This is a genomic window from Chenggangzhangella methanolivorans, from assembly GCF_042648545.1.
Taxonomy (GTDB): domain Bacteria; phylum Pseudomonadota; class Alphaproteobacteria; order Rhizobiales; family Methylopilaceae; genus Methylopila; species Methylopila methanolivorans.
This window is the reverse complement of sequence record NZ_JBHRXS010000011.1, coordinates 1-13,845: the sequence shown is the minus strand read 5'-3', so window position 1 is coordinate 13,845 and position 13,845 is coordinate 1. Positions and strand designations below refer to the sequence as shown.

Here is a 13,845-nt window from a genome sequence, read left to right as displayed (position 1 = left end):
CAGTGATACGATATGGACCTCGGCGACGTTGCGTTGTTCTGCTCGATCGCGTCGATCGGTAGCCTGTCGGGCGCCGGCCGTCAGGCCGGGCTGTCGCCGATGGCGGTCAGCCGACGGCTCGCAGCGCTTGAGAAGGAACTCGGCGTTCGGCTGTTTCACCGCACCACGCGCTCGGTCTCCCTGACCAGCGACGGCGAGACGTTCTTACCGCTTGGGCAGTCGATGCTGGAGGCGCGCGAGGCGGCCGCCTCGGCCTTTGCTGAACGGCGGGAAGCGGGCTTAAGCGGCGTCCTCAAGATCACCGCCCCGAACCTCATTGGCCGATCCATCGTCGTTCCGCTCGCCGTGCGCCTGATGGCGGAGAACCCGCTCCTTAAGGTCGACCTGACGCTGAGCGACGGCATCGTGGACATCGTGGCGGTCGGCATCGACGTCGCGATCCGCGTCGCGACGCTGCAGGAATCCGGGCTGATCGCCGTCAAGGTCGCGGACAATCCGCGGATCCTGTGCGCCGCGCCCGGTCACCTCCGGGCCTACGGCGCGCCGCAGACGCTCGCTGAGCTCGATGACCACGTCTGCCTAACCATTCACGCGATGGACGCGTGGGTGTTCAGCCGGGCTGGAGAGCGGGTCGCGAAACGGGTCGCAGGGCGGTTGTCGGCGAGCAGCGTCGATGCGGTCCGGGCCGCCTGCCGCGCCGGAGCGGGCTTTGCGCTGCTGACATATTGGGATGTGGCTGAAGACTTGGCTAATGGAAGTCTCGTGGCTGTGCCGATCGACGATGCGGAGACCGAACCGCTCGCGATATGGGCCGTGCTTCCGACGCGCCGCCACGTGCCCGCCCGCGTCCGGCACTTCATCGACGAGATGAAGGTCCGACTATCGAAGTCGCCGGGATGACCTCAACGAATACGGCGTACTGCATGTCGGCTTACAGGACGATCTTCGAAGTCTGCTGTTGACGCACAGCGCCCAGACTAGTGGCGCGTTAGCTGACACCCGCGGTCAAAAGCCTTGCCGTCGCTGCTATAGACGGGGAGAGAGCCGCAAGCGCATCGGCAAGCAGGAGCTACCCGTGAAAGAGCGATTTGAACGGCATCGCCAGCCGTGGACTGGTGAGGAGCTTGCGAAACTGAAGTTGCTCGCCGGGAAGGGCATGGCGCTCAAGGCGATCTCGAAAGCGATGACTCGCAGCGAAGAATCCATCAAGGACCGCGCGAAGCTCGACGGCATCGGGATCGCCAAGCTCCGTTAGCCGAGAACTCCGAGAGAGCGACAGCAGGACGCAACCCGTGCGCAAGTCTTCGTTCCCGATCGCCACATAATGTGACGCAACCGCTTCCGGAGTCTCCAACCCCGGGAGGCGGCCAGAGGGGCCGGCTTCAGGGCCGCCCCTCGACCTCTGGCGAACTGTTTGGGCCCGAGCCTACGTGATACTCGCCGCCGATATGGAAGGCTGGCTGATCGCTTTCGAGACCGGGCCTAAGGGCAATCCACTGTTCTGGGCGGTGCATATCGCCGACCAGGGCGCGGCGCTTGCCGCGGTGGCGGCCGCCGCCGGCGTCGATGTCGACACGCCGGTGGTCTCCGGTCCCAATCCTTCGTCCTCGATCGAGTCTTTCGGGCCCGGTCCGGGGGAGGTCGCGTTCGTTGGCGACATCGGAATGCCGATCACGTAGTTGCGATCTTTCTGGGCTGGTCCAGTTAGAGGTCCTCGCGCCCCGGAGGTCTGATGCTCAGGTTCTTCCGCCGACTGATGCCGAAGGAAGATCGCTTCTTCGAGCTGTTCGAACAGCATTCGAGGATTCTGGTCGCCGGCGCCGCCGCCTTCCAGAAGATGCTCGAGGGCGGCGACGAGGTGGCGGCCCACGCCGCCGAGGTCGTTCGGCAGGAGAACCTCGCCGACGACGTCGCGCGCGAGGTGCAGCAGGCGCTTCACCGCAGCTTCGTCACGCCCTTCGACCGCGCCGACATCCAGGAGCTCATTCAGGCGATGGACGACTCCGTCGACGAGATGAACAAGGTGGTGAAGGCCGTTACGCTCTACGAACTGAAGACCTTCGACCCGATCATGCGCGAGATGGGCGTAACGATCGTGGACGCGGCCCGCCTCACCGCTGAGGCGATCCCGCTGCTCTCCTCGCTCGGCCAGAACGCGGATCGGCTCGGCGAACTCACTGAACAGATCATCGCGATCGAGAACCGCTCGGACGACCTGCACGACAAGGGCGTCAAAGAGCTGTTCCGGACTGCAGGCCGCAGCGATCCGATGGATTACATCATCGGCCGCGAGATCTATGGGGGACTCGAGGACGTGGTCGATCGTTTCGAGGACGTCGCAAAGAAGATCAGCGGCGTCGTGATCGAGAACGTCTGACCCGTGGGCGACGCGGCTATCTCGCTTCCGCTGCTCGTCGCGCTCATCGGCGTGGCGCTGGCTTTCGACTTCTTGAACGGGCTGCACGACGCCGCGAACTCGATCGCCACCATCGTGTCGACCCGGGTGCTGCGCCCGCGCTACGCCGTAATCTGGGCGGCGTTCTTCAACTTCATCGCCTTCCTGTTCTTCGGGCTGCACGTCGCCGAGACCATCGGGCGCGGCATAATCGACGCCGAGATCGTCACGCCCGCCGTCGTGTTCGCGGCGCTGATCGGCGCGATCGTCTGGAACCTGCTGACCTGGGCGCTCGGCATCCCGTCCTCATCGAGCCACGCGCTGATCGGCGGGCTGGTCGGCGCTGGCCTCGCCAAGGTTGGCCTGTCGTCGATCGTCTGGGCAGGACTGCTCAAGACCGCGGCCGCCATCGTGCTGTCACCGGCGGTCGGCTTCTTCCTCGCGATCCTGTTGGTGCTCGCCGTCACCTGGGCGTTCGTGCGCCAGACGCCGTTCATGGTCGATCGCACGTTCCGGATCGGCCAGTTCGTCTCCGCCTCGCTCTATTCGCTCGGCCATGGCGGCAACGACGCGCAGAAGACGATGGGGATCATCGCGGTGCTGCTCTACTCATCCGGCTACGGCTCGGGCGAGTTCCACGTGCCGCTCTGGGTCGTACTGTCCTGCCAGGCCGCGATGGCGCTCGGCACTCTCTCGGGCGGCTGGCGCATCGTCCATACCATGGGCTCGCGCATCACGCGGCTGAAACCCATGCAGGGCTTCTGCGCCGAGACCGGCGGGGCGATCACGCTGTTCGCCGCGACATGGCTCGGCGTTCCGGTCTCGACCACGCACACCATCACAGGCGCGATTGTTGGCGTCGGGGCAGCGCGGCGGACTTCCGCGGTCCGCTGGGGCGTCGCGAGCAACATCGTCATCGCCTGGGTGCTGACGATGCCGGCCGCAGCGGCGATCTCGGCATGCACCTACTGGCTGGTCGCGCTGTTCCAGTGATCGGCCGCTAGTCCTCAATGGCCCGCTTGCTCGTCTTCACCTCCGGAAGCGCCGCGACCTTGGCGGCGATCTCATCGACGCTCGTCTGGGAGAGCCGTACGAACGTGATGACGATCTCGTCCTGACCGTCCTCTTCCGCCGGGCGCGCCACGAAGGTCCGCACCCGGGAGGCGCGCGGCCCGGCGAGTTCGTTGAGCTTGTCTATGGTGAGCGCGCCGCGCGGGGCGACGAATGTCAGCGCGCGGCTCTTCATGCTGTCGCGGTAGCGCTCCTCGAGCGGTTTCACGCCCGCGAGAATGCCGACAATGATCAGCGTCGCGGCGGTTCCGGCGACGTAGAGCCCTCCGCCGATCGCGAGCCCGATCGCCGCGACGCCCCAGATGCTGGCCGCGGTGGTGAGGCCGCGCACGACCTCGCCGCGCAAGAGAATCGTTCCGGCCCCGAGGAAGCTGACGCCGGAGATCACCTGCGCTGCGACGCGCGAGGGATCGAACGAGACCTGTCCGGTCGCGCGGATGTCGTCGAAGCCGTAGGCCGAGACGATCATGGCGAGGCAGGCCCCGACGCAGACCATCATGTGGGTGCGCAGGCCCGCGGCCCATTGCAGCCGCTCTCGCTCGACGCCCACCACGCCGCCCGCGACGGCGGCGGCCCCGAGGCGCATCACCAGTTCGGCGTTGGTCATCGCGACCTCCCTGTTCAGGTTAGCGCCAGAGCCCGATCTCGTCCCAGCGGCTTTCGGGAATGGCGGCGCCGATCCGGTAGTTCAGCTCCAGCACCGTCAGTCGGTCGGACGTCGCCCGGCATCGGAACGTCAGACGATACCAGCGCCCGCCGCTGCGGATCGCTGCGCCCCGCCCGATGATCTCGTCGCCAGAAAGCTCCGCCTCCCGCTCGGCGTCCATCACCATCCGGTCTGGATGGAGCGCGCCATTGGCGGCCGAGATCCGCCGCATCGTCTCGATGTCGCAGAGCTGGTGGAAGCGAGTCTCGGGATCGAGGCGCAGGAGACTGGCCTCAAGCGACCTTTCTAGCGCCACGGCCGGGGCCTGAACCACCAGCAGGGCAATAGCGACGAGGAACGACGTTCCTCTCATCCGTTTCCTCCGTGGCCTTAGGAACAGAGCCGCCTCAATCGACGGAGCGAAGCAGACGACCCACCGAAATCGTGTTCCAACGGCCCGGATTCGCTCGAAATGTTCACCGATTCAACCAATTATGACGAAGCATGAGCAGGAAGTTTCGACGCACGAAGGTTCGCGAGCAATTCGGCGCCGCGCCGTACCGGATCGGCTCCGACGGCCGTCTCGAGGTGATGCTGGTCACCACCCGCGAGACCCATCGCTGGATGGTGCCCAAGGGCTGGCCGATCAAGAAGCTCGGCCCGCTCGGGACGGCGATGCGCGAGGCTTACGAGGAGGCCGGCGTGCGTGGAGAAGGCGGGCCCGCGATCGGCGCGTTCGACTATCTCAAGGTCATGCGCAAGGGACCGAACCAGATCTGCGAGGTCGAGGTGTTCCCGCTGCTCGTTCAGGAAGAGCTCGAGGACTGGCCGGAGAAGGCTGAGCGTGTAAGGCGCTGGTTCAGGACTGACGAGGCTTCCGCCGCGGTCGAGGAAGAGCGGCTGCAAATGATCCTGCTGGACTTGCCCAAGCGCATCAGGCGGGACGGCTGAGTTTCCCACACGTTACTTTCCGCCGGTGACGTCGAGGAACGTGCCGGTGACAAAGGACGCCTCGTCGCTCGCGAGCCACAGGATCGCCCGAGCGACCTCTTCCGGCTGGCCGCCCCGGCCCATCGGGATCGAGTCCTTGACACGATCGACCCGTCCGGGCTCCCCACCGCTCGCGTGCATGTCGGTGTAGATGTGCCCGGGGCGGATGCAACAGACGCGGACGCCTTCGCGCGCGACCTCCTTCGCAAAGCCTATCGTGAAGGTCTCCAACGCGCCTTTCGACGAGGCGTAATCGACATACTCGTTCGCACTGCCCAGCCGGGCGGCCGCCGAGGAGATGTTGATCACGACGCCGCCCTGTCCGCCGTGGCGATGCGACATCCGCCTGACTGCCTGTTGGGCGCAGAGCATCGGGCCGATCGCATTGACCGCGAAGATCCGCTGCATGCGCTCGAAGCCGAGATCCTCCAGCCGGGACTGGCGGGCGAGCATCGCGGCGTTGTTCACCAGCACGTCGAGCCGGCCGAACGTCTGATCGATCGCCGCGAACAGCTTCTCGACCTGGGCCGGATCGGCGCTGTCCGCGCGGACCGCCAGAGCTTGGCGACCCGCGGCCTCGACGTCGGCCGCCACCGAATTGGCCGCGGCCTCGTTCGAGACGAAGCTGATCGCGACGTCATAGCCTCGCGCTGCAGCAAGCCTCGCGGTCGCAGCGCCGACGCCACGGCTTCCGCCCGTGATCAGAATGACGGGCGCATGGGAGGCGATATCCATGGTGGTCTCTCCGGATAGCGATGCTGCGTGTCAGCGCGACGCCAGACGCGGCGCGAGCAGAACGGCGAGCGGCAGTGTGATCAGCGCCGTCACTGCGGCGCTCGCCATTCCCCAAGACCAGCCGCCGATGTCGCCCAGCACGCCGTACAGCACCGGCGCAGCCGCGCCCGAGCCGACGACGAAGGTGTAGAACACCGCGAAGGCGTGCTCGACGCGGCCGGCTGGCGCGAGCTCTGGCACGGTGCCGTAGAGGACCGACGAGGTCCCGTTCAGCGCGATCCCGACCAGCGGCAGGAGCGCGAAATCGAGCCAGAGCGGCGCGACCATCGTCGCGACGATGAGGCAGACGGTGGCGCCCTCGGTCAGCAGCGTGGCGCGAAGCACGCCGACCCGCTGTCCGAGCCACCCGCAGGCGAACTTGCCGAACGCCCCGCCGATGAACACCGCCGCAAACGCCGTCCCGATCGTCGGCAAGCCCGCGCCCTTGGATTGGAGCATGAAGGGCAGGAAGGTCAGGAAGCCCATCCGCGCCGCCGTATCGAGACCGCCGATGGCGCACAGCAGCCGGAAGCCGCCGCGGCCCTCGCCGGAAGGCGCGGCCTTTTCAGTCTTCGAAGCGGAGATCTTCGGCATGACGGCGACGGTCGCCGCGACGATGAGCCCGAGGGCGGCGATCAGCCAGAGTGCATGCCGCCAGGGCATGGCGGTGACGAGCAGCGAGGTGAGCGCCGGGAGCGCGGCCTTCCCGAGATCGCCTGTGAAGTTGTAGGTGCCGATCGGCCCTCTCGCGGCGGACCCGTAGGCGCGCGAGACCGCCGCCGACGCCACGGGATGCTGCGTGCTCGATCCCGCGCCCGACAAAGCAAGGCTCGCGCAGAGGCCCAGCGCGCCGCCGGACAGGCCGGCGAGCAGGTAGCCGACGGCTGCGAGGATCGTGCCGGCCGCAAGGATCACACGCCCGTCCATCCGCTCGGCAAGCCGGCCGGCCGGCACCTGCAGCGCCGCCATTGAGCCGGCGTAGAGGCCGCGCAGCACGGCGAGCAGGCTGTAGCTCAACCCGAACTCGGCCTGCCAGATCGGCAGCAGCACGTAGATCAGGTCAATGAAGCCGTCGTGCAGAGCATGCAGCAGGCCCGAGACCGCGAGCGTGCGGTTCGCGCCCCGTCGATCGGGCGCGTGAGCGATTGTCATGGCGGTACGCATGGATGTTCGATGCGGCAGGTGTGGTCAGGTTGCGCGCCGCAGGACCTTGCTGCAAACGAGTTATCCTGACGCCTTGCGTGAGAAAAGCTAACGCAGATGAGCCGCCGCCTTCCACCGCTGAACGCGCTGCGTGTTTTCGAGACGGCAGGCCGCCGCCAGAGCTTCACTGAGGCCGCGCAAGAGCTCGGCCTCACGCATGGGGCCGTCAGCCGACAGGTCCGGCTGCTCGAGGACTGGCTCGGGCACGCGCTGTTCACGAGAAGCCATCGGCGCGTCACGCTGACTGATCGCGGGGCCGCCTACCTCGCCGAGATCGGTCCGGCGCTTGACCGGGTTGCCGCCGCGACCGCCCGGCAGATCGAGCAGCGATCGTCACGGCTGCTTCGGGTCAACGCGCTCGCCACCTTCACACTGCGGTGGCTGATCCCGCGTCTGTCCGCGTTCCAGATGGCCAATCCTCATCTTGAGGTTCGCCTGACGACGTCGAACGCTCGGATTCCGGATCTTAACGAGCCCTATGACGTCGCGATCCGCGGAGGGCCGGATCAGGTCCCCGGCCACGTCGCCCAAGAATTCCTGTCCGAGACGCGAATCCCAGTCTGCAGCCCGGCGCTGGTCGAGCGTCACCCTCTCGCTCGCCCGCAGGAGCTTGCCCGGCACACGCTGCTGCACTCGGCGACACTTCCGGGAGTCTGGGCGCAATGGCTGGTCGCGGCGCGGGCTCCGGATCTTGAGCCGGCGGGCTCCGTCACGCTCGAACACTTCTACCTCACGCTCCAGGCGGCGCTCGACGGGGTCGGGGTCGCCATGGGGCCGACGGCGCTCGTCGCCGACGACGTCGCTGCGGGGCGGCTCGTCATTCCGTTCGAACAGCCGGCGCTGCCGGCGCGGAGCTATTACACCTATGTGCCGGAAGGTTTTGCGGACGATCCTGCCGTCAGATCATTCTGCGGATGGCTTCGTAGGATCGCGCAGGCGCCCAGGAAGGCGCACGACTGAACGTCTGACTTCGGATGAGACCCGAGAGACCGCTTATGGCGCATCTGGGCTCAGGGCCTTCAGCCGCGACCCAATGCAGACGCCCGGACTGCTCGTTTTTCGGCGCGCTATCTCCCCGTGAACGGCCTCGGCGTTAGAGGCGCTGCTCCGCCGCAGCACAGGTCGAAGCGCCGCGCATCTTCGCAAGCACGGTGGCGAGGCCGATCGCCGATGTGGCAGCGCCTGCGAGCGAGACCGCCGGATAGCCGAGCTCCGCCGCAATCACGGCCCCGCCGAGCGCCGCTCCAATGGCGTTGCCGAGGTTGAACGCGCCGATGTTTACCGCCGAGGCGAGGTTCGGCGCATCGGAGGCCGCCGCCATGACGCGAATCTGCAATGGCGGCACGATCGCGAAACTCGCCACGCCCCAGATGAAGATCACGAACGCGGACGGCGCGGCATAGGGCATCAGGACCGAATAGGCGATCAGGATCGCGGTGAGCGACGCGAGCGTCACGACGAGCGTGCGGTCGACCGAGCGGTCCGCAAACTTGCCGCCAAGCCAGTTGCCGACCGTCAGGCCGACGCCGTAGACGACCAGCATCGCGGTCATGAAGGTCAGCGACGCCTGAGTCTCGTCTCGCAGTATCGGCGCGATGTACGTGAAGACGGTGAACATCGCGCTCGAAGCGATCACGGTCAGGATCAGCGCACCCAGCACTTCGCCACGCCCCAGCACGCGCAACTCCGCAAGCGCGTCACCGCTATTATCCGCGGGGAGCCGCGGCAGGGTGAGTCGCAGCGCCGCCATGGTCACGACGCCAAGCGCCGCGACGCCCCAGAAGGAGGCGCGCCAGCCGAGATGTTGGCCGGCCCAGGTGGAGAGCGGCACGCCCACCACGGTCGCGATCGTCAACCCCATGAACATCGCCGCCACCGCGCTCGCCTGACGGTCGCGCGCCACGAGGCCCGCCGCCACGATCGAGCCGACGCCGAAGAAGGCGCCGTGGTTGAGCGAGGTGATCAGCCGCGCCACGAGCAACATGCCGTAGCTGTCAGAGATGGCCGCGAGGGCATTGCCGAGCGTGAAGATCGCCGCAAGCGCGATCAGCAGCGTCCGGCGCGGGACGCTTCCGGTGGTCAGCGTCATCAGCGGCGCCCCCGCCATGACGCCGACCGCATAGGCGCTGATGAGCATGCCCGCGGTCGGGATCGAGACGCCGAGATCCTCGGCGATGACGGGGAGCAGGCCCATTGGGGCGAATTCGGTCACGCCGATGCCGAAGGCGCCGACGGCGAGCGCCAGCAGTCCGAGATTGGGTTTCATGTCGGGCCTCCTCGGGCCGTCGCGTGGTGGTGCGGAATGTGGCCAAGCGGACAGACCCGGGACGCATGCGCCGATGCGCGCCGCCACGTCGCTAGATGCGCTGCCCGCCCCTCATCTTGCTTCTTGCGCATAGATGACGGCGGACTCTCCGCTTGAGTATGCTCGCTGAACGCGGAGGATTTTTGCTTTGAACGCAAAGCTGATCGACGGCGTCGACAGGGCGCATGCGTTGTCGCTGTTCGTCGCCATAGTCGAGCACGGCAGTTTTTCGGCCGCCGGGCGCTCGCTGGACTTGAGCCCTTCGGCGGTCGCCCGCGCGATCGATCGGATCGAGGCGCGGCTCGGCGTCCGGCTGCTTCTGCGCTCGACACGGGCGCTTTCGCTGACCGTCGAGGGGCAGGCCTATCTGCAGGCAGCCAGAAGAATCCTCGCTGATCTCGACGACACCGAGCAGCAGATTGCCGATCAGGGCGCGCCGCGGGGCCGCTTAAGGGTCAGCGCCGCGATGGCGCACAGCCGGCTGCGCCTCGTCCCGTTGCTCGGCGAGTTCGCGGCGCTCTATCCGCACATCCTGGTCGACCTTGCGCTGACCGACACCCTCGCCGACGTCGCGGCGGGGCAAGCCGATGTCGCGATCCGGTTCGGCCCGCTGCCAGACAGCGGGCTGACGGCGCGAAAGCTCGGCGAGAACCGGCGGATCATCGTCGCATCGCCTGACTATCTCGCGCGCCATGGGGTTCCGGAAATCCCGGAAGATCTCCACCGCCACAACTGCCTTAACTTCAATTTCCGCCGCATCGAGCCGACCTGGCCGTTCCGGCGCGATGGGCGCGACTATGCGCTGTCGGTGAAGGGAAACATCGAGGCCAACAATGGCGAGACGCTCGGCCAGCTCGCCGCGATTGGGGTGGGCGTCACGCGCGTCGGCGCGTTCAGCGTGGCGGAGGAGATCGCCGAGGGTCGCCTCACGCCGATCCTCGAGGAGTTCAATCCGGGCGACGTTGAGCCGTTGCACGCCGTGTTCGTGGGCGGCGCCTCGACGCCCGCGCGCATCCGGGCGTTCGTAGATTTCCTCGCGGCTCGCCTTCGCTGACGGCGCTCTAGGGAGCGTCCCCATTAGCGGGGTTCCGTTTTTTAGCGCGGGCTGATTCCATCTTCTTTGAAGGAGATGGGCATGCGACGACACGAACTGTCAGACGAGGAGTGGCGGATCATCGACCCGCTGCTGCCCCGGAACTCGCGGGGCGTCGCGCGGGTGGACGACCGGCGGGTGATCAACGGCATCCTGTGGCGGTTCCGGACGGGCTCGTCCTGGCGCGACGTGCCGGAGCGCTACGGACCGCGGACGACGCTCTAAAACCGCTTCAGCCGATGGCGCGCGGCCGGCGTCTGGGACCGGCTTCTGGCCGCGGTGTCCGAGACTTACGACGGCGACATCGTGATGATCGACAGTTCCTGCGTCCGGGTCCACCAGCATGGGGCCGCGGGCAAAAAGGGGGCTCTGGCGATCCTTGCATGGGACGTTCCCGCGGCGGCCTGAAGACGAAGATCCACGCCCTCGTCGACGCTGAAGGCCGACCGATCCGGATCGAACTCACCGCGGGACAGGCGGGCGACGCGCCAGCCGCCGCGACCTTGCTGGCCGACGTCCGGCCGGGGGCGGCGGTCGTCGCCGACAAGGCCTACGACACCGACGGCGTCCGCGACTTCGTGCAGGAGCGCGGAGCATGGCCAAACATCCCGCCGCGCTCGATCCGCAAGGCGACGTTCAGCTTCAGCCGCTGGGTATATCGCCAGCGCAATCTCGTCGAGCGCTTCTTCAACCGCATCAAACAGATGCGCGGCATCGCCACCCGCTATGACCGAAGAGCCGACAACTTCCTCGCAGCCGTCAAGCTCGTCGCGACACGCCTCTGGATCAACGCGTTATGAGTCCGCTGCCTAGGGCGCCAAGGGCTCAGCGGCCGCCGCCGAGCAAGTCGGCGGCCGCTCGTAGACGCCGCCTATCGTCCTCGATGGTGAGAGCGGCCTCGGCGCGCTCGAGCGCAAGCCCTGAGTGACGGCGTGCGGCCTCGACGTAGCGCCCGCCACCCAACCGGGACAGCGTCGCGAAGGCCTTCTGGAGCCGCAGGCCGATCTCGACCACGCCTGCGCCGTCCCGTGCGATCCCGCTGAAGAGATCGTCGAAGAGATCATCTGGCTCGATCGGCGGGACGTAAACGCGCGGGAATTCGACCGGGTCGTCATCGCTCTCGCGGGCGTCCGTCCAGATCGCGAGCAACCGCACCGCGCGGCCGATGACGTCGACCGCGGTGCCGGGGTCGTTGATCCCCGGCGACAGCGCCCGCGACGCGATCTCGGACAGGACGCAGGCGCCGAAACGCGGATCCTGATCAAAGGAGCGCGTGTCCCCGATCGTGAAGCAGGCGCGGATGCGCGCCTCCACATCGTCGCCGTCGATACCGTGCGCAAAGGCGAGCACGGTCGACGGGTCGACCAGCTTGCCCGGAATGACGCCGACGAAGATATCGCCTCGACCGCCCTCCGCGATGGCCTGCAGCGCCCTGACGTCGAGATGCTGGAGATAGCCGATCGCATCGACGCGGACAGGGCGCGCCCCGCCGGGAATGGACGTCGGATCAGCAAGCGGCGCGCCGCCCATATGCGGGCGCTCGCGGCGTTCGCGCATCGAGCGAGCTGCCGCTTCCTCGACACGCGCGGTCGTTTCGGTGACGCGACCAAGACGCGAAAGGTGGTCGATCCAACGCAGCAGCGTGACGACGACCAGCGCGATGACCGCGATCGTCACGATGAACAGCACGACGCGTCCCTGGTCGCCATACGCGCCGGCGCTCAGCGCGATGATGCCCACAAGGCTGAAGAGGAACGAGCCAAGGAAGGTCGCCAGCACGTTCTGGGTGGTGCTGTCCTCCATCACCAGCCGCGTCGCGCGCGGCGTGACGTTGCTGGTCGCGGCCGAATAGGCCGACACCATGATGTTGAGCGAAAAGGTCGTCACCGCCAGCATGCTGGACGCGATGATGCCGAGCAGGTTGTCGACCGCGTCGGCCCCGTTGCGCGCCTGAAGTCCCGCGGGGATGTGCGGGCTGGCGACGATCGCCACCAGCGCGGTCGCGATCGCGCCCAGCGAAAACAGGCTCGCCCGGAACCAGATGCGGCGTGTGAGTACGGAAAGCAGCCAGGCCCAGCGCGAGGTCATTGGATGGGAAGGTCTCTAACTTGAAGTCGGCTGTGATGATCCTTTTTCGGACGCGATGCGCCGGTGAAGGTCAAGTGCGCGCTGTTCGCTGCCGGGTTTTCTCGCGTCAGTGAGGGATCTAGGCGTCGTTTAGATTGAGATTGGCAATTAAGATCGCAAAGGTTTTGATCGAGAGATTCCGCTCTCGATCCGACCCTGCGGAACGAATTCAAATCGTCGCTTACTTTGCCCAGCAGATAGACTGCCCACTCAAAGTCAGTTCGTGGCCTGGAGTTGGGGGAGTGCTTCAGGCGCGTGCTGGCTTGAGACGCTCGTCCCGCAGTGCCTTAAAGGCGCGCCCCTCCGACCGAGCCGATGGGGCGCAAGCGTTCCGCGAGGCTAGAGACTTACTTTCCGGAGCCGCTCGTCGGGGTTTCGCTGTGGCCGCGAAGGTCCTTGGCCTGATTGTCGGAGCTGCCGGCGGAGGTCGGCTTCTCGCCCTTCATCTCCATCGAGCCGGACGAGCCGCTCTTCATGGAGCCCGACGAGTCCTTCATTTTCATACTGTCGGTCTGCGAGCCGCCGGTCGCGTTGTTTTCCGTACCAGTGGCCTGAGCCATCGCGAAAGAAGTCGACGCGGCGAGCAGGGCGGCGGCGGCACCGGTCGTGAAGATGTTTTTGAGGGTCATGACGTTTCCCTTATTGCTTGAGGACTTAAACGAGAGAGGTCATTGGAAGCGCAGCGATACTGCGCCCCGCTGGGCACGCCCGAATAAGTTGACCGAAATGACGTCAGTCTCTCAGCAGTACGGAATGATAGAGATGAATGTTTCTCGCTAAGCAGAAAATGTCAGAATTATATTTTTATTCTGACCGGAACGAACGTCGACTCGTTGAAATGCACATTTGAGCGGATGTCAGATACCAGCGTACCAGGCGTATCCATTGTCTTCCCAATAGCCGCCCTTGCCGCCGCCGATCTCGTCGAAACTGGCGACGGCTTCGATCCTCATAACATATTTGGCCATCTTGTAGCCGAGGTGACGTTCCACCCGCAGTCTGAGCGGCGCGCCATGCTCGACCTTTAGGGGCTGGCCGTTCATCTCGTAGGCGAGGATCGTCTGAGGGTGTACGGCGTCTACGAGATCGACGCTCTCATAGTAGCGGACGGGCGAGCCGTCCTCGGCGTTCTCCATCGTGTCCGCGCAATGAAACACAACGTATCGGGCTTCCGGCTTCAGTCGCGCCTTCTCGATGAGCGCGGCGAGCGGAGCGCCGGTCCACTTGCCGATGCAGCTCCA

At 66.5% G+C, this 13,845-nt stretch carries 16 protein-coding genes and 1 pseudogene; 9 read left to right on the top strand and 8 right to left on the bottom strand.

All coding sequences use genetic code 11. The features are described 5' to 3' along the window. Positions 1-12: 12 nt before the first annotated feature. The 5 genes from ACFOWB_RS19905 to ACFOWB_RS19885 all read left to right on the top strand — a co-directional run bounded on the left by ACFOWB_RS19905 (position 13) and on the right by ACFOWB_RS19885 (position 3,388). On the top strand, positions 13-900 hold the full coding sequence (locus ACFOWB_RS19905) for a LysR family transcriptional regulator (RefSeq protein WP_378148922.1): 888 nt from the start codon (positions 13-15) through the stop codon (positions 898-900). A 175-nt stretch (positions 901-1,075) separates the two neighbouring features. After that, a complete protein-coding gene (locus ACFOWB_RS19900; RefSeq protein WP_261404295.1) occupies positions 1,076-1,255 on the top strand; it encodes a hypothetical protein in 180 nt (59 codons plus the stop codon). A gap of 175 nt (positions 1,256-1,430) precedes the next feature. Continuing rightward, complete coding sequence (locus ACFOWB_RS19895; RefSeq protein ID WP_261404296.1) at positions 1,431-1,679, top strand: hypothetical protein; 249 nt, start codon at positions 1,431-1,433, stop codon at positions 1,677-1,679. 53 nt (positions 1,680-1,732) lie between these two features. Then, positions 1,733-2,377, top strand: a complete 645-nt coding sequence (locus ACFOWB_RS19890) for a DUF47 domain-containing protein (protein WP_261404297.1) — start codon at positions 1,733-1,735, stop codon at positions 2,375-2,377. Between the two features lie 3 nt (positions 2,378-2,380). Further along, entirely contained in the window at positions 2,381-3,388 is a 1,008-nt protein-coding gene (locus tag ACFOWB_RS19885) for an inorganic phosphate transporter (protein ID WP_261404298.1), read from the top strand. 7 nt (positions 3,389-3,395) lie between these two features. Here ACFOWB_RS19885 and ACFOWB_RS19880 read toward each other — a convergent pair whose 3' ends face one another. Together ACFOWB_RS19880 and ACFOWB_RS19875 are read right to left on the bottom strand one after the other, a co-directional pair. After that, a complete protein-coding gene (locus ACFOWB_RS19880) occupies positions 3,396-4,073 on the bottom strand; it encodes an MgtC/SapB family protein (protein ID WP_261404299.1) in 678 nt (225 codons plus the stop codon). Between the two features lie 19 nt (positions 4,074-4,092). Beyond that, positions 4,093-4,485, bottom strand: coding sequence for a DUF930 domain-containing protein (locus ACFOWB_RS19875; protein ID WP_261404300.1), 393 nt, complete (start codon positions 4,483-4,485; stop codon positions 4,093-4,095). A gap of 131 nt (positions 4,486-4,616) precedes the next feature. Between ACFOWB_RS19875 and ACFOWB_RS19870 the strand changes: the two genes are divergently transcribed. After that, positions 4,617-5,063, top strand: coding sequence for an NUDIX hydrolase (locus ACFOWB_RS19870; RefSeq protein ID WP_261404301.1), 447 nt, complete (start codon positions 4,617-4,619; stop codon positions 5,061-5,063). Positions 5,064-5,075: 12 nt separating this feature from the next. Here ACFOWB_RS19870 and ACFOWB_RS19865 read toward each other — a convergent pair whose 3' ends face one another. Further along, positions 5,076-5,837, bottom strand: a complete 762-nt coding sequence (locus tag ACFOWB_RS19865; RefSeq protein ID WP_261404302.1) for a glucose 1-dehydrogenase — start codon at positions 5,835-5,837, stop codon at positions 5,076-5,078. A 30-nt stretch (positions 5,838-5,867) separates the two neighbouring features. Then, positions 5,868-7,028, bottom strand: a complete 1,161-nt coding sequence (locus tag ACFOWB_RS19860; protein WP_378148921.1) for an MFS transporter — start codon at positions 7,026-7,028, stop codon at positions 5,868-5,870. Positions 7,029-7,136: 108 nt separating this feature from the next. On the opposite strand from ACFOWB_RS19860, the gene gcvA reads away from it, so the two are divergent. Next, positions 7,137-8,039 (top strand): transcriptional regulator GcvA, encoded by a 903-nt coding sequence (gcvA, locus tag ACFOWB_RS19855; protein ID WP_261404303.1) that lies wholly within the window; start codon positions 7,137-7,139, stop codon positions 8,037-8,039. A 133-nt stretch (positions 8,040-8,172) separates the two neighbouring features. Here gcvA and ACFOWB_RS19850 read toward each other — a convergent pair whose 3' ends face one another. Continuing rightward, positions 8,173-9,345 carry an MFS transporter gene (locus ACFOWB_RS19850; protein WP_378148920.1) on the bottom strand — a complete coding sequence of 391 codons (1,173 nt, stop codon included), beginning with the start codon at positions 9,343-9,345 and terminating at the stop codon, positions 8,173-8,175. A 187-nt stretch (positions 9,346-9,532) separates the two neighbouring features. Between ACFOWB_RS19850 and ACFOWB_RS19845 the strand changes: the two genes are divergently transcribed. Together ACFOWB_RS19845 and ACFOWB_RS19840 are read left to right on the top strand one after the other, a co-directional pair. Next, a complete protein-coding gene (locus tag ACFOWB_RS19845; protein ID WP_261404304.1) occupies positions 9,533-10,438 on the top strand; it encodes a LysR substrate-binding domain-containing protein in 906 nt (301 codons plus the stop codon). A 75-nt stretch (positions 10,439-10,513) separates the two neighbouring features. Then, positions 10,514-11,277 (top strand): annotated as a pseudogene (locus ACFOWB_RS19840) (IS5 family transposase). Between the two features lie 25 nt (positions 11,278-11,302). Here ACFOWB_RS19840 and ACFOWB_RS19835 read toward each other — a convergent pair. The 3 genes from ACFOWB_RS19835 to ACFOWB_RS19825 form a co-directional block, all read right to left on the bottom strand. Beyond that, a complete protein-coding gene (locus tag ACFOWB_RS19835) occupies positions 11,303-12,565 on the bottom strand; it encodes a DUF2254 domain-containing protein (protein ID WP_378148919.1) in 1,263 nt (420 codons plus the stop codon). A gap of 386 nt (positions 12,566-12,951) precedes the next feature. Then, positions 12,952-13,233: a hypothetical protein gene (locus tag ACFOWB_RS19830; protein WP_378148918.1), complete on the bottom strand. Its 282-nt coding sequence runs from the start codon at positions 13,231-13,233 to the stop codon at positions 12,952-12,954. 228 nt (positions 13,234-13,461) lie between these two features. Then, positions 13,462-13,845, bottom strand: a 384-nt coding sequence (locus tag ACFOWB_RS19825) for a molybdopterin-dependent oxidoreductase (protein WP_378148917.1), incomplete at its 5' end; no start/stop codon positions are given.

Excerpts from the sequence above, each read along its gene's own strand:
- ACFOWB_RS19875 (WP_261404300.1), bottom strand. The coding sequence starts at position 4,485 with ATGAGAGGAACGTCGTTCCTCGTCGCTATTGCCCTGCTGGTGGTTCAG.
- ACFOWB_RS19870 (WP_261404301.1), top strand. The coding sequence starts at position 4,617 with ATGAGCAGGAAGTTTCGACGCACGAAGGTTCGCGAGCAATTCGGCGCC.
- ACFOWB_RS19860 (WP_378148921.1), bottom strand. The coding sequence starts at position 7,028 with ATGACAATCGCTCACGCGCCCGATCGACGGGGCGCGAACCGCACGCTC.
- ACFOWB_RS19880 (WP_261404299.1), bottom strand. The coding sequence starts at position 4,073 with ATGACCAACGCCGAACTGGTGATGCGCCTCGGGGCCGCCGCCGTCGCG.
- ACFOWB_RS19850 (WP_378148920.1), bottom strand. The coding sequence starts at position 9,345 with ATGAAACCCAATCTCGGACTGCTGGCGCTCGCCGTCGGCGCCTTCGGC.
- ACFOWB_RS19890 (WP_261404297.1), top strand. The coding sequence starts at position 1,733 with ATGCTCAGGTTCTTCCGCCGACTGATGCCGAAGGAAGATCGCTTCTTC.
- ACFOWB_RS19835 (WP_378148919.1), bottom strand. The coding sequence starts at position 12,565 with ATGACCTCGCGCTGGGCCTGGCTGCTTTCCGTACTCACACGCCGCATC.
- gcvA (WP_261404303.1), top strand. The coding sequence starts at position 7,137 with ATGAGCCGCCGCCTTCCACCGCTGAACGCGCTGCGTGTTTTCGAGACG.
- ACFOWB_RS19830 (WP_378148918.1), bottom strand. The coding sequence starts at position 13,233 with ATGACCCTCAAAAACATCTTCACGACCGGTGCCGCCGCCGCCCTGCTC.
- ACFOWB_RS19865 (WP_261404302.1), bottom strand. The coding sequence starts at position 5,837 with ATGGATATCGCCTCCCATGCGCCCGTCATTCTGATCACGGGCGGAAGC.
- ACFOWB_RS19905 (WP_378148922.1), top strand. The coding sequence starts at position 13 with ATGGACCTCGGCGACGTTGCGTTGTTCTGCTCGATCGCGTCGATCGGT.